Origin of the sequence: Streptomyces sp. NPDC015220 (genome assembly GCF_043079345.1) — a bacterium.
Lineage (GTDB): Bacteria > Actinomycetota > Actinomycetes > Streptomycetales > Streptomycetaceae > Streptomyces.
The window spans coordinates 309341-332182 of the sequence record NZ_JBIBUK010000003.1; the positions used below are offsets into that span (position 1 = coordinate 309341).

General features: G+C 71.1%; 19 protein-coding genes. 13 read left to right on the plus strand and 6 right to left on the minus strand.

All coding sequences use genetic code 11. The annotated features are described in order from the left end of the window. Window positions 1–362 precede the first annotated feature (362 nt). Together dcd and ACF061_RS10515 are read left to right on the plus strand one after the other, a co-directional pair. Entirely contained in the window at window positions 363–938 is a 576-nt protein-coding gene (gene dcd, locus ACF061_RS10510) for a dCTP deaminase (protein WP_392266433.1), read from the plus strand. A 14-nt stretch (window positions 939–952) separates the two neighbouring features. Then, window positions 953–1450, plus strand: a complete 498-nt coding sequence (locus ACF061_RS10515) for a phosphoribosyltransferase (RefSeq protein ID WP_392266434.1) — start codon at window positions 953–955, stop codon at window positions 1448–1450. Window positions 1451–1578: 128 nt separating this feature from the next. Here ACF061_RS10515 and ACF061_RS10520 read toward each other — a convergent pair whose 3' ends face one another. Continuing rightward, complete coding sequence (locus ACF061_RS10520) at window positions 1579–2592, minus strand: Yip1 family protein (RefSeq protein ID WP_392266435.1); 1014 nt, start codon at window positions 2590–2592, stop codon at window positions 1579–1581. Between the two features lie 231 nt (window positions 2593–2823). Here ACF061_RS10520 and ACF061_RS10525 point away from each other — a divergent pair, with 231 nt between their 5' ends. Further along, entirely contained in the window at window positions 2824–3159 is a 336-nt protein-coding gene (locus ACF061_RS10525) for an antibiotic biosynthesis monooxygenase family protein (protein WP_392266436.1), read from the plus strand. 149 nt (window positions 3160–3308) lie between these two features. On the opposite strand, the gene ACF061_RS10530 is transcribed toward ACF061_RS10525, so the two are convergent. Next, window positions 3309–5582: a (Fe-S)-binding protein gene (locus ACF061_RS10530; RefSeq protein WP_392266437.1), complete on the minus strand. Its 2274-nt coding sequence runs from the start codon at window positions 5580–5582 to the stop codon at window positions 3309–3311. Between the two features lie 422 nt (window positions 5583–6004). On the opposite strand from ACF061_RS10530, the gene ACF061_RS10535 reads away from it, so the two are divergent. The 7 genes from ACF061_RS10535 (at window position 6005) to ACF061_RS10565 (ending at window position 14563) form a co-directional block, all read left to right on the plus strand. Then, window positions 6005–7513, plus strand: coding sequence for an undecaprenyl/decaprenyl-phosphate alpha-N-acetylglucosaminyl 1-phosphate transferase (locus tag ACF061_RS10535; protein ID WP_392266438.1), 1509 nt, complete (start codon window positions 6005–6007; stop codon window positions 7511–7513). A gap of 94 nt (window positions 7514–7607) precedes the next feature. Continuing rightward, window positions 7608–9446, plus strand: coding sequence for a molecular chaperone DnaK (dnaK, locus tag ACF061_RS10540; RefSeq protein ID WP_392266439.1), 1839 nt, complete (start codon window positions 7608–7610; stop codon window positions 9444–9446). Next, window positions 9443–10108, plus strand: coding sequence for a nucleotide exchange factor GrpE (gene grpE, locus ACF061_RS10545; RefSeq protein ID WP_392266440.1), 666 nt, complete (start codon window positions 9443–9445; stop codon window positions 10106–10108). The genes dnaK and grpE overlap by 4 nt, the downstream gene beginning before the upstream one ends. A gap of 39 nt (window positions 10109–10147) precedes the next feature. Next, entirely contained in the window at window positions 10148–11332 is a 1185-nt protein-coding gene (dnaJ, locus tag ACF061_RS10550; RefSeq protein WP_392266441.1) for a molecular chaperone DnaJ, read from the plus strand. A 5-nt stretch (window positions 11333–11337) separates the two neighbouring features. Continuing rightward, complete coding sequence (locus ACF061_RS10555) at window positions 11338–11790, plus strand: heat shock protein transcriptional repressor HspR (protein WP_392266636.1); 453 nt, start codon at window positions 11338–11340, stop codon at window positions 11788–11790. A gap of 412 nt (window positions 11791–12202) precedes the next feature. Further along, window positions 12203–13306 carry a sugar ABC transporter substrate-binding protein gene (locus ACF061_RS10560; RefSeq protein WP_392266637.1) on the plus strand — a complete coding sequence of 368 codons (1104 nt, stop codon included), beginning with the start codon at window positions 12203–12205 and terminating at the stop codon, window positions 13304–13306. A gap of 204 nt (window positions 13307–13510) precedes the next feature. Then, complete coding sequence (locus ACF061_RS10565; RefSeq protein ID WP_392266442.1) at window positions 13511–14563, plus strand: LuxR C-terminal-related transcriptional regulator; 1053 nt, start codon at window positions 13511–13513, stop codon at window positions 14561–14563. Here the strand turns inward: ACF061_RS10565 and ACF061_RS10570 are convergent. Together ACF061_RS10570 and ACF061_RS10575 are read right to left on the minus strand one after the other, a co-directional pair. After that, window positions 14526–15512 carry a helix-turn-helix transcriptional regulator gene (locus ACF061_RS10570; RefSeq protein WP_392266443.1) on the minus strand — a complete coding sequence of 329 codons (987 nt, stop codon included), beginning with the start codon at window positions 15510–15512 and terminating at the stop codon, window positions 14526–14528. The genes ACF061_RS10565 and ACF061_RS10570 overlap by 38 nt on opposite strands. Before the next feature lie 19 nt (window positions 15513–15531). Then, window positions 15532–16542 (minus strand): helix-turn-helix transcriptional regulator, encoded by a 1011-nt coding sequence (locus ACF061_RS10575; protein ID WP_392266444.1) that lies wholly within the window; start codon window positions 16540–16542, stop codon window positions 15532–15534. A 297-nt stretch (window positions 16543–16839) separates the two neighbouring features. Between ACF061_RS10575 and ACF061_RS10580 the strand changes: the two genes are divergently transcribed. Next, window positions 16840–17175, plus strand: coding sequence for a hypothetical protein (locus ACF061_RS10580; RefSeq protein WP_392266445.1), 336 nt, complete (start codon window positions 16840–16842; stop codon window positions 17173–17175). 157 nt (window positions 17176–17332) lie between these two features. Here the strand turns inward: ACF061_RS10580 and ACF061_RS10585 are convergent, their stop codons facing one another. Beyond that, window positions 17333–17752, minus strand: a complete 420-nt coding sequence (locus ACF061_RS10585) for a pyridoxamine 5'-phosphate oxidase family protein (protein ID WP_392266446.1) — start codon at window positions 17750–17752, stop codon at window positions 17333–17335. A 163-nt stretch (window positions 17753–17915) separates the two neighbouring features. Between ACF061_RS10585 and clpB the strand changes: the two genes are divergently transcribed. Both clpB and ACF061_RS10595 read left to right on the plus strand, forming a co-directional pair. Next, window positions 17916–20513: an ATP-dependent chaperone ClpB gene (gene clpB, locus ACF061_RS10590; protein WP_392266447.1), complete on the plus strand. Its 2598-nt coding sequence runs from the start codon at window positions 17916–17918 to the stop codon at window positions 20511–20513. A gap of 341 nt (window positions 20514–20854) precedes the next feature. Further along, window positions 20855–21385, plus strand: a complete 531-nt coding sequence (locus ACF061_RS10595; RefSeq protein WP_392266448.1) for a YbjN domain-containing protein — start codon at window positions 20855–20857, stop codon at window positions 21383–21385. A gap of 17 nt (window positions 21386–21402) precedes the next feature. Here the strand turns inward: ACF061_RS10595 and ACF061_RS10600 are convergent, their stop codons facing one another. Beyond that, complete coding sequence (locus ACF061_RS10600) at window positions 21403–22623, minus strand: mannosyltransferase family protein (protein ID WP_392266449.1); 1221 nt, start codon at window positions 22621–22623, stop codon at window positions 21403–21405. Window positions 22624–22842: the final 219 nt, after the last annotated feature.

The following is a 22842-nucleotide window of genomic DNA, read 5'->3' on the forward strand; positions in this document are numbered from 1 at the left end:
CTGTGGCTTTTGTCGTCAGGCGGCAGAAGGCCGGACGGGGTTCTGGGGAAGGGACTTGCAGGCTTGATGGAGCGCACCGTCGTCCGTTGTGCCGAGGGGCACGTGTTCAGCACCGCTTCGTTCCCGATGCAGCAGGCGGGGCGGCTCGGCCCCGGTCGGCTCGTGAGGTGTCCACGATGTGCCCGGCTCCGCAGTGCGGTGCCGGTGGTCCTGGAGAAGCGGTAGCAGCGGACACCCGGCAACAGCGCTAGACGTAGTCACACGGGTACCAGGAGTCATCTGCGGTATCACTGGTACTGGCACTCGGCGCGTGGAGTCGTCCTGATTGTGGGGGCTCCGCGCGCCTTGCGTATCCTCGGGGCGTGCTTCTCTCAGACAAGGACATCCGGGCCGAGATCGACGCCGGACGGGTGCGCATCGACCCCTTCGACGAATCCATGGTGCAGCCGTCGAGCATCGACGTACGTCTCGACCGCTACTTCCGGGTGTTCGAGAACCACCGCTACCCCCACATCGACCCCTCCGTCGAGCAGCCGGACCTCACCCGGCTCGTCGAACCGGAGGGCGAGGAGCCGTTCATCCTGCACCCGGGGGAGTTCGTCCTCGCCAGCACCTACGAGGTCATCACCCTGCCCGATGATCTCGCCTCCCGGCTGGAGGGGAAGAGCTCGCTGGGACGGCTCGGGCTCGTCACGCATTCGACGGCCGGGTTCATCGACCCCGGTTTCTCCGGGCACGTCACGCTCGAACTGTCGAACCTCGCCACCTTGCCGATCAAGCTGTGGCCCGGGATGAAGATCGGCCAGCTGTGCCTGTTCCGGCTCAGCTCGCCGGCCGAGGCGCCGTACGGCAGCGAGCGCTACGGCTCCCGTTACCAGGGGCAGCGCGGGCCCACAGCCTCGCGCTCCTACCTCAACTTCCACCGGACCCAGGTCTGAGGGGCACCACCGACATGAGCGACGTACGAGAGAACCTGACCTACGAGCGGTTCGGCACCGCCGTCCGCGAACTCGCGCAGACCATCGCCGACGACGGGTACGAGCCGGACATAGTGCTGAGCATCGCGCGCGGCGGTGTCTTCGTGGCCGGTGGGCTCGCCTACGCCCTGGACTGCAAGAACATCCACCTGGTCAACGTCGAGTTCTACACCGGTGTGGGCACCACGCTCGAGATGCCCGTCATGCTCGCGCCCGTCCCCAACGTGATCGACTTCTCCGACAAGAAGGTCCTGATCACCGACGATGTCGCCGACACCGGCAAGACGCTCAAGCTGGTCCGCGACTTCTGCCTCGACACCGTGGCCGAGGTGCGCAGCGCCGTCATCTATGAGAAGTCCCACTCGCTGGTGAAGTGCGAGTACGTCTGGAAGCGCACCGACGACTGGATCAACTTCCCGTGGTCGGTCGAGCCGCCCGTGGTCAAGCGGGCGGGACAGGTGCTCGACGCCTGAGCGGCGACCGGGTTCGGGAAGCGGGGGACACGCAGGAGTGACGAGAAGGGGCCCGGCCAGAAGCCGGGCCCCTTCCGCGTGCCGGTTCGCGCCTCGGCGCGGGTGGCGTTACCGCTTCGCCGCCCGCGTCAGAAGGTGCCCAGCTTCACGATCGACAGCAGCGCGATCAGCTGGATCGCCGAGGCGCCCAGGGCCTTCGGCCACGGCAGGTCGTGGGAGCGGCCGACCATCAGGGTCAGCAGGGCGCCGCCCGCGACCCAGGTGGCCCAGCCGAGCACCTGGACGAAGCCCGCGTCGCCGCCGAGGAACATCGCGACGACCAGGCGCGGCGCGTCCGTGAGGGACATGATCAGCATGGACAGGCCGACCGTGGGCTGCCAGGCTCCGTCACCGCCCAGCTGGCGGGCCAGGGTGTGGGTGACGACGCCCAGGACGAACGCGCTGATCACCATGGCCACGGCCGTGATCAGGACGATCGGGACCGCGTTGGACAGGGTGGCGTGGATGGCGTCGTCGCGGGCCTTGTCGAAGCCGAAGACCGCCAGCAGGCCGTAGAGGAACGTCACGACGAGGGCGGGGCCCCACATCGTGTAGTCGCGCATCTGGAGGAAGGTCTGCCTGGGGTCCAGGACGATGCCCCGCAGCAGGTCCTTCCAGTGCAGGCGGGGGCCGATCGGGCCGGCCGGGGCCGAGCCCGCGCGGTAGGTGTCGCCCTGGGAGTACGGGTCCTCGCCGATCGCGAAGGCCTGCGTGCTCCCCGGGTTGTCGGCCGCGTAGCGGTCGGGGCCGCCGTGCGGATGGGCGCCGCCGTCGCCGAAGTACTCGGGTTCGCCCTGGCCGCCGTAGCCACCGCCGCCGTCCGCCTGGGGCCACTGGCCCGCACCGGCGCCCGGCCCGCCGCCTCCGTACTGCGGTTGCTGCTGTGGGTACGGCTGTGGCGCCGGCGGATAGCCGTACGGCGGTGCGGCATGGGGTGCCTGCTGTCCGTACGGGGGTTGTTGGGGGCGCGCCTGCGGGGCACGGTTGTCCCGTCCTCCGCGTCCGTTCCTGAATCCAGCCACGTCATCGAACGTACCCGGTCCCACCAAGTGACGTGCCGGGCGCGGGCGTCCGGGCCCGGCTTTGCGGCCGAGCTGTGACATCCCCTAAGGGAACTCCCGTACACGGCCGGTCCGGACCGAAGGGCCCGACCCGACCGTACCGGACCGTGTCGGACCGGGCCGAGGGGTCCGCTGTCCGCTGCGGGCGGTGTCCTTGCCCGCGACCGCCGGTGTCCCGACCGCGACCGGGTACCTGCCCGGCGACCTCGGTGTCCCGCCGCCGCGCCAGGGTGTCCCCGCCGGGTCCGTGCCCGCACGGGGCAGGATGGGGGTATGAGCGTAGTGAAGATCAATGTGCTGACCGTTCCGGCCGAGCAGCGGGAGACGCTGGAGAAGCGGTTCGCCTCCCGGGCGCACGCCGTGGAGAACTCCGACGGGTTCGAGTGGTTCGAGCTGCTGCGGCCCGTCGAGGGGACCGACACGTACCTCGTCTACACCCGGTGGCGGGACGAGGAGTCGTTCCAGGCCTGGATGGAGGGGCCGATGAAGGCCGCGCACCAGGGCGGCGGCGAGGGCGGGGAGGGCGGAGAGCGGCAGCGGCCGGCGGCCAGCGGCTCCACGCTGTGGTCCTTCGAGGTGGTGCAGCAGGCGGCGCCCAAGGGCGCGTAGGGCCCCGCGCGGCCGAGTCGGCCCGATTGCCGACACCAGGCGACCAGGCGACCAGGCGACCGGACCGCCCGGCCCCCGCACACCACGACGCCCCCACACCCGTACCGCGGGTGTGGGGGCGTCGGTCGTGCTCCGGCGGGGCGGGCCGGTTACTTCACCGGCTCGGGCTCCGGCGCGCTCTCGCTGTCCGCCTCGCCCGCCGGCGGCTCGTCCAGCGGGGTCTTGACGGAGTCGAGGAGCAGCTGGGCGACGTCCACGACCTGGATGGACTCCTTGGCCTTGCCGTCGTTCTTCTTGCCGTTCACGGAGTCCGTGAGCATGACGAGGCAGAACGGGCAGGCGGTGGAGACGATGTCCGGGTTCAGGGACAGGGCCTCGTCGACGCGCTCGTTGTTGATGCGCTTGCCGATCCGCTCCTCCATCCACATCCGCGCGCCGCCGGCGCCGCAGCAGAAGCCGCGTTCCTTGTGGCGGTGCATCTCCTCGTTGCGCAGGCCCGGGACCTTGCCGATGATCTCGCGCGGAGGCGTGTAGATCTTGTTGTGGCGGCCCAGGTAGCAGGGGTCGTGGTAGGTGATGATGCCCTCGACCGGGGTGACCGGGACCAGCTTGCCCTCGTCCACCAGGTGCTGGAGCAGCTGGGTGTGGTGGATGACCTCGTAGTCGCCGCCGAGCTGCGGGTACTCGTTGCCGATCGTGTTGAGGCAGTGCGGGCAGGTGGCGACGATCTTCTTCGCCGACTTGGGCTTCTTGGTCGCCGGGTCCTCGTCGTCCTCGCCGAAGGCCATGTTCAGCGCGGCCACGTTCTCCATGCCGAGCTCCTGGAACAGGGGCTCGTTGCCCAGGCGGCGGGCGGAGTCGCCGGTGCACTTCTCGTCGCCGCCCATGATCGCGAACTTCACGCCCGCGATGTGCAGCAGCTCGGCGAAGGCCTTGGTGGTCTTCTTGGCGCGGTCCTCCAGGGCGCCGGCGCAGCCGACCCAGTAGAGGTACTCGACCTCGGACAGGTCCTCGATGTCCTTGCCGACGACCGGGACCTCGAAGTCGACCTCCTTGGTCCACTCCAGGCGCTGCTTCTTCGCCAGGCCCCAGGGGTTGCCCTTCTTCTCCAGGTTCTTGAGCATCGTGCCCGCCTCGGACGGGAACGCGGACTCGATCATCACCTGGTAGCGGCGCATGTCGACGATGTGGTCGACGTGCTCGATGTCCACCGGGCACTGCTCGACGCACGCGCCGCAGGTGGTGCAGGACCACAGGACGTCCGGGTCGATGACGCCGTTCTCCTCGGCGGTGCCGATCAGCGGGCGCTCGGCCTCGGCCAGGGCGGCGGCGGGGACGTCCTTGAGCTGCTCCTCGGAGGCCTTCTCCTCGCCCTCCATGGTCTTGCCGCCGCCGGCCAGCAGGTACGGGGCCTTGGCGTGCGCGTGGTCGCGCAGCGACATGATCAGCAGCTTGGGGGAGAGCGGCTTGCCGGTGTTCCACGCGGGGCACTGCGACTGGCAGCGGCCGCACTCGGTGCAGGTGGAGAAGTCCAGCAGGCCCTTCCAGGAGAAGTGCTCGACCTGGGAGACGCCGAAGACGTCGTCGTCGCCGGGGTCGGTGAAGTCGATCGTCTCGCCGCCGGAGGTCATCGGCTGCAGGGCGCCGAGGGCCGTGGAGCCGTCCGCCTCGCGCTTGAACCAGATGTTCGGGAAGGCGAGGAAGCGGTGCCAGGCCACACCCATGTCGGTCTTCAGCGCGACCGTGATCATCCAGATGAAGGAGGTCGCGATCTTGAGCGCGGCGAAGAAGTAGGTGAGGTTCTGGAGCGTGGAGGCGTCCATGCCGCGCAGCCAGGAGACGACCGGGTACGAGATGAAGAACGACGCCTCGTAGCCGTCCACGTGGTGCTGGGCGCCCTCCAGCGCGTGCAGCATGAAGATGCAGACGCCGACGATGAGGATGACGCACTCGACGAAGTACGCCTGGCCGAAGTTGGAGCCGGCGAAGCGGGACTTGCGGCCCGGCTTGTTCGGCTTGCTGAGCTGGCGGATCGCGATGAGGACCAGGATGCCCAGCGTGGTCATGGTGCCGAGGAACTCGACGAAGACGTTGTAGGGCGCCCAGTCGCCGATGACCGGCAGGAGCCAGTCGGCCTGGAAGAGCTGGCCGATGGCGTTGACGATCGTCAGCAGCAGCGAGAAGAAGCCCACCGCCACGAACCAGTGCGCCACGCCGACGACGCCCCAGCGGTTCATCCGGGTGTGGCCGAGGAACTCCTTGGCCACGGTGATGGTGCGCTGCTTGGGATCGTTGGTCCGGGTACCGGCGGGCACGGACTGGCCGAGCCGCATGTAGTTGTAGATCTGCAGGACGGCGCGGCCGAACAGTGCCACGCCGACCACGATCAGGACCAGCGACACGATGATCGCGGCGAGTTGCATTGGGGCTCCTGTGAGGCGGCCTCGAAATTACTAAGCGGTAACTTATGCAGTCCGTTTGAGACTACCCTCATCCTCCGTCGCAATGTAGCCGGGTGCGCAGTGATCTGGGTCGCTGAGGGTCGCCTGAGAGGTGGTCCGGAGGGCGTCGCGGGGCGCCCCGGCGCGTCCGGGGGGCGGGGCGGGCGGGGCGCCGGACTCGCGCCGGGTGTCCGGCGGCTTCCGGTGGTGGTGCGGTGCCGCCCGAGGGACTCCCGGTGCGGGGCCGGAGGGGTCCGGGGGCGGATTCCGGTCCGGTGCGGCACGGGGGTGACGCGGGGGGTGGATGCCGGGTCGTGTGGGGCGGGGACCTGTTCGGGGTACGGTGCCACCCCCGATCGTGTTATTCACACCCAATCGCCCGATATACCCCTAATTTAAGAAACGTGCTCTACGGGATCGCCACCGCCACCGCAGCCCTGCTCCTCGCCGCCGTGCTCTCGGCCCTGTTCCGGGTGCCCGCGCTGCGGCTCGGGCTGGTCGACCGGCGGCGGGTGCGGCCGGTGCCCCTGCTCGGCGGGGTGGCCGTGGTGGTCAGCACCTGCCTGGTCGCGGCGGCGGGCGGCTGGACGGGGACCGCTCCGCTCGGCGAGGGGGTGGGCAGGGTGCTCGCCGCGGGCGCCGGGGTCGCCGTCCTCGGGCTGGTCGCGGACGTGTGGCGGCTGCGCAACCGGATCCTGCTGGTGGGCACGGCCGTCGCGGCCGCCTTCGTGGTGCCGTACGACGAGACCGGCCTGCTGGGGGGTGTCGCCGCGGTGGCCTGGATCGCCTGTGTGGCGGCCGCCTTCCGGGGGCTCGACCACGCCGACGGCGTGGCGGGCACGGTCGGGGTGCTGACCGCCTTCGGCGCGGGCGCGTGCGCGGCGGCCGAGATGATGGACGACCTGGCGGTGCTGCTCAGCATCCTGGCCGCCGCACTCACCGGCTTCCTGATGCACAACTGGCATCCCGCGCGGATCGCGTTCGGCGCCTGCGGCTCCCTGTTCACCGGCTTCGTGCTCGCCGCCTCGGCGGTGCTCGTCCGCACCGGGTACGACCCCGGCCCGACCGCTGCCGTGCTGTTCGCGCTCACCGCCACCGCGAGCGTCGACGCGGTCCTCGTCGTCCTCTCCCGGCGGCTGGCCGGACGCCCGGTGCGGCGCCGCGGCCCCGACCACCTCGCGCACCGGCTGCGCCGGCTCGGCCTCACCCCGCCGGGCGCCGCCGTGGTGCCCGGCGCGGCCACCTTCGCGGCGGTGCTCGTCGGCGTGCTGGTGCACACGGGGTGGCTCGCGCCGACCGGCGCGCTCTGGACGGCCGGCGTGGCACTGGCGGCAGTGCTCGGCCTGCTGCGCGTACGGGTGTACGGGACGCGCCGCCCCGCGGGGGCGCGGGGCGGCGGCACCGGCGCCCATCGCCACACCGGGTTCCACACCCTCGGGACCACGACCAGCGCGACCGCCGGCGCCCGGACGTCCGCCGACGACGCCTACGGGACCCGGAGCCGGGCAGACGGGAGGAACGGGGGGCCGGCCCTGCGGCTCCCCGGGGGCCGGAAGGGTTCGAAGGCCCCGGGCGTTCCCCGTGGCCCGGGGGCGGACCCGCGCGGTGGGACGCGCGGGGAGGCCCCGCGCGGGGAGGTGCGCGGCGGCGTACGCGGGGACGTGCGGGGGGAGGCGCGCGGGGAGGTGCGCGCGCAGCGGATGCCGGGAGACGCCCGGAGCGGGCCGGGGCAGGTCCCGCGGGCCCAGCGGTTCCCGTCGGCCGAGCGGTTCCCCTCGACGCCACAGCCGCCGCAGGCCCGGCGTGGATCCGTCCCCGACGGCCCCCGCCGCTCCTCCGAGCACCCGGTGCCGCCGCCCCAGCAGTCGGCGTCGTCGCAGCTCAGGGAGTCCTTGCGTGTAAGGGATGGATAAGAGTTGAGTCCCCTCCACTCAGGTCTCTTGACCCGGTGCCGGGCGTCGGGCACACTTGAGTCAGTTCCACTCAAGTCAGCTGGAGGAATTCACCATGGCACGTGCGGTCGGCATCGACCTGGGCACGACTAACTCCGTCGTCAGCGTTCTGGAGGGCGGCGAGCCCACCGTCATCACCAACGCCGAGGGCGCCAGGACCACGCCGTCCGTCGTCGCCTTCGCCAAGAACGGCGAGGTGCTGGTGGGCGAGGTGGCCAAGCGCCAGGCGGTCACCAACGTCGACAGGACCATCCGGTCGGTCAAGCGCCACATGGGCACCGACTGGAAGATCAACCTCGACGGCAAGGACTTCAACCCGCAGCAGATCAGCGCCTTCGTGCTGCAGAAGCTGAAGCGGGACGCCGAGGCGTACCTGGGCGAGAAGGTGACCGACGCGGTCATCACCGTCCCGGCGTACTTCAACGACGCCGAGCGCCAGGCCACCAAGGAGGCCGGCGAGATCGCCGGTCTGAACGTGCTGCGCATCGTCAACGAGCCGACGGCCGCCGCGCTGGCGTACGGCCTCGACAAGGACGACCAGACCATCCTGGTCTTCGACCTCGGTGGCGGCACCTTCGACGTCTCGCTGCTGGAGATCGGCGACGGCGTCGTCGAGGTGAAGGCCACCAACGGTGACAACCACCTCGGTGGTGACGACTGGGACCAGCGCGTCGTCGACTACCTGGTCAAGCAGTTCCAGTCCGGTCACGGCGTGGACCTGGGCAAGGACAAGATGGCGCTGCAGCGTCTGCGTGAGGCTGCCGAGAAGGCCAAGATCGAGCTGTCCTCGTCCACCGAGACCTCGATCAACCTGCCCTACATCACCGCGTCCGCCGAGGGTCCGCTGCACCTGGACGAGAAGCTCACCCGCGCCCAGTTCCAGCAGCTGACCGCGGACCTGCTGGAGCGCTGCAAGACGCCGTTCCACAACGTCATCAAGGACGCCGGCATCTCGATCAACGAGATCGACCACGTCGTCCTGGTCGGCGGCTCCACCCGCATGCCCGCCGTCGCCGAGCTCGTCAAGGAGCTGACCGGCGGCAAGGAGGCCAACAAGGGCGTGAACCCGGACGAGGTCGTCGCCATCGGCGCCTCGCTCCAGGCCGGCGTCCTCAAGGGCGAGGTCAAGGACGTCCTGCTGCTCGACGTCACCCCGCTGTCCCTCGGCATCGAGACCAAGGGCGGCATCATGACCAAGCTGATCGAGCGCAACACCACGATCCCGACCAAGCGCTCGGAGATCTTCACCACGGCCGAGGACAACCAGCCGTCGGTGCAGATCCAGGTCTACCAGGGCGAGCGCGAGATCGCCGCGTACAACAAGAAGCTCGGCATGTTCGAGCTGACCGGTCTGCCGCCGGCGCCGCGCGGCGTCCCGCAGATCGAGGTCTCCTTCGACATCGACGCCAACGGCATCATGCACGTGACCGCCAAGGACCTGGGCACGGGCAAGGAGCAGAAGATGACCGTCACCGGCGGCTCCTCGCTGCCGAAGGACGAGGTCGACCGGATGCGCGAGGAGGCCGAGCGCTACGCGGAGGAGGACCACAAGCGCCGCGAGGCCGCCGAGACCCGCAACCAGGGCGAGCAGCTCGTCTACCAGACCGAGAAGTTCCTCAAGGACAACGAGGACAAGGTCCCGGGCGAGATCAAGACCGAGGTGGAGTCCGCCGTCGCCGAGCTGAAGGAGAAGCTCAAGGGCGAGGACAGCGCCGAGATCCGTTCCGCCACGGAGAAGGTCGCCGCCGTGTCGCAGAAGCTCGGCCAGGCGATGTACGCGGACGCCCAGGCCGCGGGCGGCGCCGGTGAGGCCGGCGCCGGCCAGCCGAAGGCCGACGACGACGTGGTGGACGCCGAGATCGTCGACGACGAGCGCAAGGACGGTGCCGCGTGACGGAGGAGACCCCGGGCTTCGACGAGAAGTCCGACGTCCCCTCCGGCGCCACCCCTGACGACGCCGAGCCGAAGGCCGCCTCCGACAAGGAGGCGGCCCCGGCCGGGGACGCGAGCGAGAACGCCGGTCTGACGGCTCAGCTGGACCAGGTGCGCACGGCGCTCAACGAGCGCACGGCGGACCTCCAGCGGCTGCAGGCCGAGTACCAGAACTACCGGCGCCGGGTCGAGCGCGACCGGGTCGCGGTCAAGGAGATCGCCATCGCGAACCTCCTGACCGAGCTCCTGCCCGTGCTCGACGACATCGGGCGGGCCCGGGAGCACGGCGAACTGGTGGGCGGTTTCAAGTCCGTCGCCGAGTCGCTGGAGACCGTGGCGGCCAAGATGGGGCTGCAGCAGTTCGGCAAGGAGGGCGAGCCCTTCGACCCGACGATCCACGAGGCGCTGATGCACTCCTACGCGCCGGACGTCACCGAGACGACCTGCGTGGCGATCCTGCAGCCCGGGTACCGGATCGGCGAGCGCACCATCCGCCCCGCGCGGGTGGCGGTGGCCGAGCCCCAGCCCGGCGCGCAGACGGTCAAGTCGGCGGACGAGTCCGGCAAGGACAAGGCCGCCGAGCAGGCCGAGGACAAGGACAGCGGTGGCCCGGAGGAGGGCTGACGCAATAGCACGCGACGCACGAGAGGAGGGACGTCGGGGATGAGCACCAAGGACTTCATCGAGAAGGACTACTACAAGGTCCTCGGCGTCCCCAAGGACGCCACCGAGGCCGAGATCAAGAAGGCGTACCGGAAGCTCGCCCGCGAGTTCCACCCGGACGCCAACAAGGGCAACACCAGGGCCGAGGAGCGCTTCAAGGAGATCTCCGAGGCCAATGACGTCCTCGGCGACCCCAAGAAGCGCAAGGAGTACGACGAGGCGCGCGCCCTGTTCGGCAACGGCGGTTTCCGCCCGGGGCCGGGCGGCGGCGGCTCCTTCAACTTCGACCTGGGCGACCTCTTCGGAGGCGGCGCCCAGGGCGGGGGCGCCGGCGGCGGCTTCGGCGGCGGACTCGGTGACGTCTTCGGGGGCCTGTTCAACCGGGGCGGGGCGGGGGCGGGCGCGGGCACGCGCACCCAGCCGCGGCGCGGCCAGGACGTCGAGTCCGAGGTCACGCTGAGTTTCACGGAGGCCATCGAGGGCGCCACGGTGCCGCTGCGCATGTCCAGCCAGCAGCCGTGCAAGGCCTGCTCGGGCACCGGCGACAAGAACGGCACGCCGCGGGTGTGCCCGACCTGCGTCGGCACCGGGCAGGTGGCGCGCGGCTCGGGCGGCGGCTTCTCCCTGACCGACCCGTGCCCTGACTGCAAGGGCCGCGGTCTGATCGCGGAGAACCCGTGCGAGGTCTGCAAGGGCTCCGGACGCGCCAAGTCGTCCCGGACGATGCAGGTCCGCATCCCGGCCGGGGTGTCGGACGGGCAGCGCATCCGGCTGCGCGGCAAGGGCGCGCCGGGCGAGCGCGGTGGTCCGGCAGGCGACCTGTACGTGGTGGTGCACGTCGGGGAGCACCCGGTCTTCGGCCGCAAGGGCGACAACCTCACCGTCACCGTGCCGGTCACGTATCCGGAGGCCGCCCTCGGCGGCGAGGTCCGGGTGCCGACGCTCGGCGGGCCGCCGGTGACGCTGAAGCTGCCTCCGGGCACGCCGAACGGCCGTACGATGCGGGCCCGCGGCAAGGGCGCGGTCCGCAAGGACGGCACCCGGGGCGATCTGCTGGTCACCGTCGAGGTGAGTGTTCCGCGGGACGTGTCGGGGAAGGCTCGTGACGCGCTGGAGGCGTATCGCGAGGCGACCGCGGGTGAGGACCCGCGGGCGGAGCTGTTCGAGGCCGCGAAGGGAGCATGAGGGAGATGGACGGCCGCCGCCGCAACCCGTACGAACTGACGGAAGACACACCGGTGTACGTCATCTCCGTGGCGGCGCAGCTGTCCGGACTGCACCCGCAGACCCTCCGTCAGTACGACAGGCTGGGCCTGGTGTCCCCCGACCGCACCGCTGGGCGGGGCCGCCGTTACTCGGCCCGTGACATCGAACTGCTCCGCCAGGTGCAGCAGTTGTCGCAGGACGAGGGCATCAACCTGGCCGGCATCAAGCGGATCATCGAACTGGAGAACCAGGTCGCCGCGTTGCAGTCCCGGGTCGCGGAGCTCCAGGCGGCCCTGGAGGGCGCCGCGGCCACCATGCGGCAGCGTGAGGCCGCCGTGCACGCCTCCTACCGCCGGGACCTGGTCCCCTACCAGGAGGTCCAGCAGACCAGCGCGCTGGTGGTGTGGCGGCCGAAGCGGCAGCAGCCGGCGGACTGACGACCGGATCACCCAGGGCCCGGCGACCAGCATGGTCGCCGGGCCCTCGCGCGTGCGGCGCCCTCAGCGGCCCGGGTGGCGCCCGACCCGGTCGGCCGGGTCTGTCCGGACCTTCCGCCGTGCGGGGTACCGGTGTTCGGGGCCGCTGGTGGTCCGGGACCGCGAAGAACGGGCCCGGTCCTACGGATCCCTTCCCGCGGGCGAACCGTCGCGGCGTGGAGGGGCCGTAAAGGGCGTTTGAAGGTGATTGCGCAAGGCTCCGCCAGGTTCTCACACCGAAAGCGGAACGTGGTGTTGTCATCTCGTTAAGTGGTACGGCTTGACGCCGGTACCGGGGGCCGCGTTGGCTTTTCAGTCACCTGGGTCGCAATGCTGCGTCCTCGTCCGGAAGGCACCAGAAGTGAGCACCTCGATGCGTCGTATCGCCATAGCCGTGGCCGCGCCCACGCTGTCCCTCTCGCTGGCCGCCTGCGGGGCGCTCGGCGGGTCAGGGAGCAGCAGCAAGGCGAGCCCGACCAAGGGCAACGACGTGAAGGTGGGTCTGCTGCTGCCGGAGACGGCCAACAGCCGCTACGACCGGTTCGACGCCCCCATCATCAGGAGCAAGGTCTCGGAGCTGACCAACAAGCAGGGCGTGGTCGACTACGCCAACGCCGGGGCCAGCGCGAAGAAGCAGGCCGAGCAGATGCAGAAGATGATCGACGACCGGATGGACGTCATCCTGCTCGACGCCGTGGACGCGCACGCCATCGCCGTCGAGGTGAAGAAGGCCAAGGCCGCGGGCATCTCCGTCATCGCCTACGACCGGCTCGCCGAGGGTCCGATCGACGCGTACATCTCCTTCGACAACGAACTGGCCGGCGAGGTGCAGGGCCGTTCGCTGCTCGACGCGATCGGCTCCTCCGCCAGCTCGTCGAAGATCGTCATGATGAACGGCTCGCCCACCGACCCCAACGCCAAGCAGTTCAAGGAAGGCGCCCTCGGGCAGCTGAACGGCAAGGTGACGATCGCCAAGTCCTACGACACCAAGGACTGGAAGCCGGAGAACGCCCAGGCCCACATGACCGAGGCGATCAACGCGGTCGGCAAGGACAACATCGCCGGCGTCTACGCAGCCAACGACGGCATGGCGGGCGGCGTCATCAAGGCCCTGGAGGCGGCCGGCGTCACCAAGTTGCCGCCGATCACCGGCCAGGACGCCGAACTGGACGCGGTGCAGCGCATCCTGGCCGACGAGCAGTACATGAGCGTCTACAAGTCCTACCCGACGGAGGCCGAGAACGCCGCGGAGATGGCCGTCGCCAAGGTGCAGGGCAAGGACATCCAGTTCGACTCCCTGACCCGGGACAGGGTCTCCAGCCCGACCACCAGGAACATCCCCGCGCAGTTGGTCTCCGTGGTCGCCCTGACCAAGGCCAACATCAAGGAGACGGTCATCGCCGACGGCATCTACAAGGAGTCGGACATCTGCACGGCCAAGTACCGGGCGGCCTGCACGGCGGCCGGACTGAAGTGACCGGCCGAGCGGGCCGCTCCCGCCCGCGGCACCGGACCCGGCCCGCCGTCACCTTGCCGCAAGGTGCCGGGCGGAGGCCCGTACACACGGGGTGATACCGGTGGATCGCGGCGCCCGGGCGGGGAGGAGCCGTGTTGCACAGCCGGTCCGGGCCGCGCATAGTTGCGCTGCGGATCGACGCGGAAACCGGGGGTGTGATGGGCCATGGCCGGGCACGGGACCCAGGAGCATCCACACGGCGCTGACCGGCTGTGCGACGCCGGGGAGCGCGTCTACTCCCGGGCGGTACGGCGCGGCCGGGTGCCGCGCCGGGACGCCGAGCCGGTGCCCTGCCTGCTCGAACTGGCGCTGCTGCACCCGGACCCCGACGACATGGACTTCCTGGTGCCGACCGCGCCGCAGGAGGTCATGTCCCGCCTGCTGCGCGGGATGTACGACGAGATCAGCGCGAGTCACCGGCGGGTCGGCTCGGCGGTGGCGGCCTGCGAGCTGTACGCGGGGCTGGGCCGTCAGGTCCAGGTGCCCGCGGCCACCGTGGAGGGCAGCGCGATCCGGGTCCTGGACGGGCTGTCCCGCATCCAGGCGGCCATGGACGAGGCGACGGAGGCGTGCCGGTCGGAGGTGCTGACCGTCCAGCCCGGCGGCATCCGCCGCGAGCACGAGCTGTCGGAGGGCCTGCACCGGGCGCTGGCGCTGCGCGGCCGGGGCGTGCGCATGCGCGACCTCTACACGCACGTGGCCCGGCACGGGCAGGGCCTGCTCAACTATCTGGAGCTGATGGGCGACGCGGTCGAGGCGCGCACCCTGGACGAGGTGATAGACCGGCTGATCCTGTTCGACCGGACGGTCGCCTTCGTCCCCGCCAACGCCGACCGCACGATGGCGCTGGAGCTGCGCCACCCGGCGCTGGTGGAGTACCTGGTGACGGTCTTCGAACGGCTGTGGCGGCTGGCGATCCCGCTCACCGCGCCGCTGCCCGACACCGGCATCGAGGGGATCTCCCACCGGGAGCGGTCCATCGCCGCGCTGCTGGCGGAGGGCCACCAGGACGCGGTGATCGCCGAGCGGCTGGGCATCAGCGTGCGCACCTGCCGGGCCCACATCGCCCGTCTGTCGGAGACGCTGGGGGCGGCCAGCCGCACCCAGCTGGGCGTCCGGATCGCCCAGGCGGGGCTGGACGGGCCGCCGCGCGCCGTCGGGACGCCCGTGGCGCCCACGGTCAGCGTTCCCGGTCGAGGATCCCGGACTGTCCGATGAGGTAGCCGAGCTGGGCCCTGCTCTCGCTGCCCAGGGTGGCGGCGAGCTTGGCGATGTGCTCGCGGGCGGTGCGGATGTTCAGACCGAGGCGGGCGGCGACGACGGCGTCGGTGTGCCCCTCGACGAGGAGGGCGGCTATGGCGCGCTGGCGGGGCGTGACGCCGTCGGCGGACGGCTGCTGGACGGCCTGCGGGTACATGGGGGTGGCCAGCCGCCACAGCCGGTCGAAGGCGGTCGCGAGGTACTCCACCAGCGCCGGGTGGCGCACTTCGAGCGCGTGGGTGCCGTCGGCGTCGGCGGGGAGGAAGGCGATCCGGCGGTCGATGACGATGAGGCGGTCGGTGACCTCGTCGAGGGAGCGGGCCTCGGCGTCGCCCCGCAGCTGTTCGTAGCGGGCCAGGACCAGGGGCGCGTGCCGCTGCGTGTGCTGGTAGAGCGTACGGATGCGGCCGCCGCGGTCGAGCAGGGCCTGGTCGCGTTCCATGGCGACGGCCGATGCGGTGCGGTCGCGCTGGTTGCCGTAGTGGGTGTTGGGCTGGACGCAGAGCAGTTCCCGTGCGGCCTCGGTCATGGACTCGGTGATGGCCAGGTTGATCCGCCGGATGCCGCTGAGGACCCGCAGCCCCGGGGTGCCCGCCGCCGGCTGCGCGCCCTTCTCGCGCATCAGGGACGTGAAGGCCTCGGCCAGCCGCTCCTCGCGCCGCCGTTCCTGGGCGATGCGTTCCCCGGACGCCCGCAGCAGCCGGTGCAGGGCGGCGGCCGGGGCGACCGGCTCCAGCCGGCTCAGGTCGTCGACGGCCGGGTGCAGCAGTCCGAAGTCGATCAGGCAGGGCGCGCCGTCGGCCTCCCCGGCGGGCACCCACCCCTCGCGCAGGGCGCGTTCGTACAGCGCCGTAGCGGTGGGACACAGGTCCTCCGGGCCGTGCTCCGGATGCGGTGCCGGGCTCACCGGTTTCCTTCCGTCGGCTTCAGGTCTCCTGGTTCAGGATGCCGGACTGGGCGATGAGGTAGCCGAGTTGGGCCCGGCTGCCGCTGCCCAGTGCGGAGGCCAGCTTGGCGATGTGGGCCCGGCAGGTGCGCACGTTCATGCCGAGCCGGCGGGCGATGGCCTCGTCGACGTGGCCCTCCACGAGCAGCTTGGCGATGGAGTGCTGGATCTCGGTGATGCCGTCGGGAGCCGTCTCGTAGGGCGCGCCGGCGCTCAGCGGCACCGCCCGGTCCCACATGAACTCGAAGACCTTGACCAGGTAGCGGACGAGGCCGGAGTGCCTGAGCTCCAGGGCGACCTGCCGGTCGTCGCGGACGGGGATGAAGGCCACGGTCTCGTCGCAGATGATGAGGCGTTCGACGAGTTCGTCGATGGTGCGGTACTCCGCCTTGCCGTCCGCCAGCTGGTTGACGTAGGCCAGTCGTTCGGGGCTGTAGCGGGCGGTGTGCTGGTAGAGGGTCCGGATCCGGACCCCTCGTTCGATGAGCGGCCTGTCGCGTTCCAGTCCCTCGATGAGACGGCGCTCCGGGTGACGGGCGCTCGGCTGTACGGTGAGGACCTCCTTCTGGCACTGGGCGGTGGCCAGGTCGAGCGCGGCGTTGATGCGGTCCAGGCCCTCCAGCACGGTGATGGAGTGCGTGGAGGCCGTCACCTGGGCGCTGAGGGCCATGAACGGCTCGAAGGCCTCGGCGAGTTCGGTCGACAGCAGCCTGCGCTGGGTGATCTCGCGCTCGATGGGGTTGAGGCGCTGGGCCAGGGCGACCGACGGGGGCACCGGCCGCAGCCAGTTCGCGTCGTCGGGATCGGGATGGAGGAGGGCGAACTCCATCAGACAGGGAGCAACCTCGGCATCCGTGCGGGCGATACGCCCTGTACGCAGTGCGTTCGCGTAGAGACGGCCCCCCGCCTCGCACAGCTCCGTCAAGGCATGGGGATGCGCCTCTTTAGTCTGATTCGTCACCAAATCTCCACCCCCCAGGGTCCTGAACATGCAGGAACATGATGCACCGTTTGGGTGGCCATGACGTGCCCGAATGAGCCATCGTCTTTCTCGACGGGGGAAGAGGGGACTTTCAAGTGAGGACGAAGCCGACTATGCGTAAGAGAATGCTTCGCTCGGTACTTGTCGCTGCCTTCTCCGCCGTTGTGGCCTTCGGATCGCTGAGTGGCCTCTCTGGCGGGAAGGGTGACGTCCGAGCGGACACCGTCTGGTCGATCACCGCTCCCAAGGCCCCGGCCGGCGATGGTGGCACTGCCGTCGTGCCGGGCGACACCGTGTGGAGCTGATGTGACCACACCACCCGACGACCGGTCCTTCCGCCGGGAAATGGCCACCGCCTACCGCTCCGGCTGGCACTTCATCGACCTCGTCACCGCCATCCCCCACAGTGGTGACTCGTTGATGGTGACCGTCTTCGGCGAGCCGGTCGTCGTCACGCGGGACGAGGACGGAGACGTGCGGGCCTACCGGTGCCTGCGACGGCCTCGCGGTGCGCCGCAGCCCGTGCGGTGTGCCATCCGGTACGGAATGATCTTCGTGAACCTGGACCAGCGGGATCACCGGCAGGTGGAGCCGGAGGCCGCCGCCCGCAGCACCATCTCAGCCACCCCCCGCAGTGCCTGACGCGATTCCCCCGTCGTAACAGATCGCTCAGGTGCTTCCCCCCGCAGCGGCGTCACCGTGACCTGAACACGGTGACGCCGCTGTAGTTTGTGCGCACCTGCGCGGATATCGACGGATCGGCGCTGTGGCCGGAAATCGCCCCTCCGGGCCGTCCCGCTCAGCCGCGTCCCAGCGCCCGGGTCAGCTCGATCTCGATCACCACCCGGGCCGGGTTCGGCCCCGGGGTCCGCCGGTAGCGCTCGGCGTATCGCCGTTCCGCCTCCGCGATCCGCTCCGGCTCGGTGCGGACGTGCGCGCGTCCCTCCAGCGTCGCCCACCGCCGTCCGTCCACCTGGCACACGGCCACCGGCGCGCCCCGCTCCCCGGCCGCCAGCACGTGCCCCACCTTCGCGCTCGTCCCGTTGCTGATCACCCGGGCGAGCCGCGCCTCGGGGTCGTAGGTCACTCCGACGGGCACGACGTGCGGGGTGCCGTCCGCGCGCAGCGTGGTCAGGGTGCACAGGTGCCGCTCCCGCCAGAAGCTGAGGTACGGCGCGTCGGGAGCCCCCGGGTCGAGGGCATACGTGGTGGTGGCCATGGACACCGAACATAGCCAACCCGGTGCCGGAGCCGCGAAAACCGGGCCCGGTCGGCCTCCCCGTTCCGGCCTTGAGTGGAATAGACTCAACTTTGTGCACGTTGATTGAGTCAGCACTGGGAGACGTGGCAGAGCGCTGACGCCAAGGAGGAGAGAAGCGACCGTGGACGCCGAGCTGACCAACAGGAGCCGCGACGCGATCAACGCGGCCGGCAACCGGGCCGTGACCGGGGGCCACCCGGACCTGACCCCCGCCCACCTGCTCCTCGCGCTGCTGGAGGGACAGGACAACGAGAACATCATCGACCTGTTGTCGGCCGTCGACGCCGACCAGGCGTCGGTCCGCTCAGGCGCCGAGCGCGTGCTCGCGTCGCTGCCCAGCGTGACCGGGTCCACCGTGGCGCCGCCGCAGCCGAACCGCGAACTGCTCGCGGTGATCGCCGACGCGCAGAGCCGGGCGAAGGACCTGGGAGACGAGTACCTGTCCACCGAGCACCTGCTGATCGGCATCGCCGCGCAGGGCGGCGCGGTCGGCGAGGTGCTGGACCGGCAGGGTGCCGGTGCGAAGAAGCTGCAAGAGGCGTTTCGGAAGGCGAGGGGAGGGCGCCGGGTGACCACACCCGACCCCGAGGGTCAGTACAAGGCCCTGGAGAAGTTCGGCACCGACTTCACCGCGGCGGCGCGCGAGGGCAAGCTGGACCCGGTCATCGGCCGGGACCAGGAGATCCGCCGCGTCGTGCAGGTGCTGTCCCGCCGCACCAAGAACAACCCGGTCCTCATCGGTGAGCCCGGCGTCGGCAAGACCGCCGTCGTCGAGGGGCTCGCCCAGCGGATCGTCAAGGGCGACGTGCCCGAGTCGCTGAAGGACAAGCGGCTGGTCGCGCTCGACCTCGGCGCGATGGTCGCGGGCGCGAAGTACCGCGGTGAGTTCGAGGAGCGGCTGAAGACCGTCCTGGCGGAGATCAAGGAGTCCGACGGGCAGATCATCACCTTCATCGACGAACTGCACACCGTGGTCGGCGCGGGCGCCGGCGGCGACTCCGCGATGGACGCCGGCAACATGCTCAAGCCCATGCTGGCCCGCGGCGAGCTGCGGATGGTCGGCGCGACGACGCTGGACGAGTACCGGGAGCGGATCGAGAAGGACCCGGCGCTGGAGCGGCGCTTCCAGCAGGTGCTGGTGGCCGAGCCCAGCGTGGAGGACTCCATCGCGATCCTGCGCGGGCTCAAGGGCCGCTACGAGGCCCACCACAAGGTGCAGATCAACGACTCCGCGCTGGTGGCCGCCGCGACCCTGTCCGACCGCTACATCACCTCCCGCTTCCTGCCCGACAAGGCGATCGACCTCGTCGACGAGGCCGCCTCCCGGCTGCGCATGGAGATCGACTCCTCGCCGGTCGAGATCGACGAGCTCCAGCGCGCCGTCGACCGGCTGCGGATGGAGGAGCTGGCCCTCGACAAGGAGACCGACGCCGCCTCGCGCGAGCGCCTGGACAAGCTGCGCCGCGACCTCGCCGACAAGGAGGAGGAACTGCGCGGCCTCACCGCCCGCTGGGAGAAGGAGAAGCAGTCCCTCAACCGGGTCGGTGAGCTGAAGGAGCGCATCGACGACCTGCGCGGGCAGGCCGAGCGCGCCCAGCGCGACGGCGACTTCGACACCGCCTCCAAGCTGCTGTACGGCGAGATCCCGGACCTGGAGAAGGAGCTGGAGGCCGCCTCGCGCGCCGAGGAGGAGGCCGCCAAGGACACCATGGTCAAGGAGGAGGTCGGCCCCGACGACATCGCCGACGTGGTCGCCTCCTGGACCGGCATCCCGGCCGGCCGCCTGCTGGAGGGCGAGACGCAGAAGCTGCTGCGCATGGAGGACGAGATCGGCAGGCGGCTGATCGGCCAGGGGGAGGCCGTGCGGGCCGTCTCCGACGCCGTGCGCCGCAGCCGCGCCGGCATCGCCGACCCGGACCGGCCCACGGGCTCCTTCCTCTTCCTGGGGCCGACCGGCGTCGGCAAGACCGAACTGGCCAAGGCACTCGCCGACTTCCTCTTCGACGACGAGCGGGCGATGGTCCGCATCGACATGTCGGAGTACGGGGAGAAGCACAGCGTGGCCCGGCTGGTCGGCGCCCCGCCCGGATACGTCGGCTACGAGGAGGGCGGCCAGCTCACCGAGGCGGTCCGCCGCCGCCCGTACAGCGTCGTGCTGCTGGACGAGGTGGAGAAGGCCCACCCGGAGGTCTTCGACATCCTGCTCCAGGTGCTGGACGACGGCCGGCTGACGGACGGACAGGGCCGTACGGTCGACTTCCGCAACACGATCCTGGTGCTGACCTCCAACCTGGGCAGCCAGTTCCTGGTCGACCCGGTGACGAGCGAGGCGGAGAAGAAGGAGCAGGTCCTCGAAGTGGTCCGCACCTCCTTCAAGCCGGAGTTCCTCAACCGCCTGGACGACCTGGTCGTCTTCTCCGCGCTGACCAAGGACGAGCTGAGCCGGATCGCGCGGCTCGCCATCGACCGCCTGGCCCGCCGCCTGTCGGAGCGCCGCCTCACGCTGGACGTCACGCCCGGTGCCCTGGAGTGGCTCGCCGACGAGGGCATGGACCCGGCCTACGGCGCCCGCCCGCTGCGCCGCCTGGTGCAGACCGCCATCGGCGACCGCCTCGCCAAGGAGATCCTCTCCGGCGAGATCAAGGACGGCGACACGGTCCGGGTGGACCGCTTCGGGGAGGGGCTGCTGGTGGGGCCGGCGACCGGGAAGACGCTTTGAGCCGGTGACGGCCGGCCGACGCGCCGGCCGGCCCGGCGGTGTCCGCGGCTCCCGCGGGCACCACGGTTCCCGTGGGCGCCACGGCCCGCCCGTCCGGTCGCACCGGACGGACGGGCCGGCCGCCGAAGGGCCCTTCGTGCGCACATGACCGGATCGTCGCGCAAGGCCCCCGACGGGCGGCTCGCCCGGTGGTGTCAGGTCCCTGTGGGCACGGGTACCCGGCAGATGGCCGCCCGGGTGACCGGATCGTGTCAGCCCAGGGCTGACAGGGCCGCCGGGGCTTGCCACGCCCCTCCCCGCATGGGGGAGGATGGCGGGATCCGTACGAAGGGAAAAACACGGTGAGCATCGACCCGTCCTCGATTCCGAACTTCGGGGGCCAGCCCGAGCCGCAGCCCCAAGGACCGGCGGGCCCCGTCGTCCCGGATCAGGACCTTGTGAAGCAGCTCCTCGACCAGATGGAGCTCAAGCACCTCGTCGACGAGGAGGGTGACCTCGTCGCGCCGTGGGAGCAGTTCCGCACGTACTTCATGTTCCGCGGCGAGGACGACCAGCAGGTCTTCTCGGTGCGGACCTTCTACGACCGGCCGCACCGGATCGACGAGAAGCCGCAGCTCCTGGAGTCCATCGACGACTGGAACCGGCGCACCCTGTGGCCCAAGGTCTACACGCACACCCACGACGACGGCACCGTCCGCCTCATCGGCGAGGCGCAGATGCTGATCGGCATGGGCGTGAGCATCGAGCACTTCGTCTCCTCCACCGTGAGCTGGGTGCGGGCCGCCCTCGAGTTCGACCGCTGGCTGGTCGAGCAGCTCGGCCTGGAGGAGGAGATCAACGAGGCCGACAAGCCGGAGGACGGCGAGGAATAGGCGGCGTCCCCGGACGTTCACAGCGGCGTGTGCGTGATGACCAGCAGGTAGGCGCCGTAGGCGTAGGAGAGCCCGGCCAGGGCGCAGGCCACAGCGGCCGCGTGCCAGGGCCGGGCTCTCGCCGTGCGCACCAGGGCCCGGGCGAGCGGCAGCAGCAGCGGGAAGGCCGGCAGCAGGAAGCGCGGCTTGCACTGGAAGAAGCCCGAGCCGCCGCACGCCACCACGAGCAGCACGCCGCCGTAGACGACCAGCGGCAGGGGCGCGCCCTCCAGGACGAGCAGGGCGTACAGCAGCAGGCCGGCGCTCACGATCACCAGTGCCCCGAAGAACAGGAACGCCTCGCGGTTCAGCAGCAGGTGCTTCACGAAGCGCAGTGCTCCGATGCCGAAGTCGAAGCGGGACCCCCACAGCCGCTGCAGCCGGAAGTACCCGCGCAGCGGATGGCCGGTGCGGTGGCCCGCCCACAGTACGTACGCCGTCCAGCCCAGCGGCGCCAGCGCGGCGCCCGTCCACAGCCTGTGGGAAACGCGGCCACGGGCCCGCCAGGCGGTCACCGCCGCGGTGACGAGGACCGCCGCCGCCACCGCGAACCCGTTGGGCCGGGACAGCCCCGCCAGCGCGGCCAGCGCCCCCGCCCGCACCCAGTGCCCGGCGCACAGGGCGTACAGCGACCAGGCGGCGAAGGCGGTGAGCACCGGTTCGCTGTACCCCATCGACAGCACGATCGAGTGCGGCAGGAGCCCCCACAGCACGGCCAGCGCGGTGCCGACGGTCCTGCCGTGCAGCCGGGCGCCCACCGCGTAGATCCCGCAGGCGGCCGCGGCGGCGGCGAGCCACGCCACCACGAGCGCGGCCGCGCCGCCGCCGAGCGGGGTCACCAGGCGGACGGCCCGGACGAGCGCGGGGTAGAGCGGGAAGAACGCCAGGTCGTTGTGGACGACGCCCGGCTCGGGGTGCTCGGTCAGGCCGTAGCCGTGGGCGGCGATCCGCACGTACCACAGGGAGTCCCAGGAGCGGCCGAGCAGCGCGATCGGGTGGTCGCCGTGGGCCCGGGCGGCCACCGCGAGGACCGCGAGCCCGACGACGCGGGTCGCCGTGAACAGGGCGGCGGCCGTGACGGCGGGCCGGAGCCGGAGCTCTCCCCCGGCCTCCTGTGCGGTGACGGACGGTGGTGGCGGGAGAGCACGGACGCTGGTCACATGGGCATATTGCTGGATGAACCAGTCATACGGTGTCATTGTCCGAGCCGGGCCGCGTGTCCGAGCCGGGCCGCGTGTCCGGGGCGGGTCGCGTGTCCGGGGCGGTTCGTGCGTCCGGGGCCGGTCCGTGCGTCCGGGGTGGTGCCGGGGGGCTCGTACGGGCGCTGGGGCCCAGCGGTGCCGAACGGGGCTTCGCCCTTCCACCGGCCTCCGCCGGCCGCGGCATGCCCGGCTGGAGGGCTCATGAGCACCCGGGGC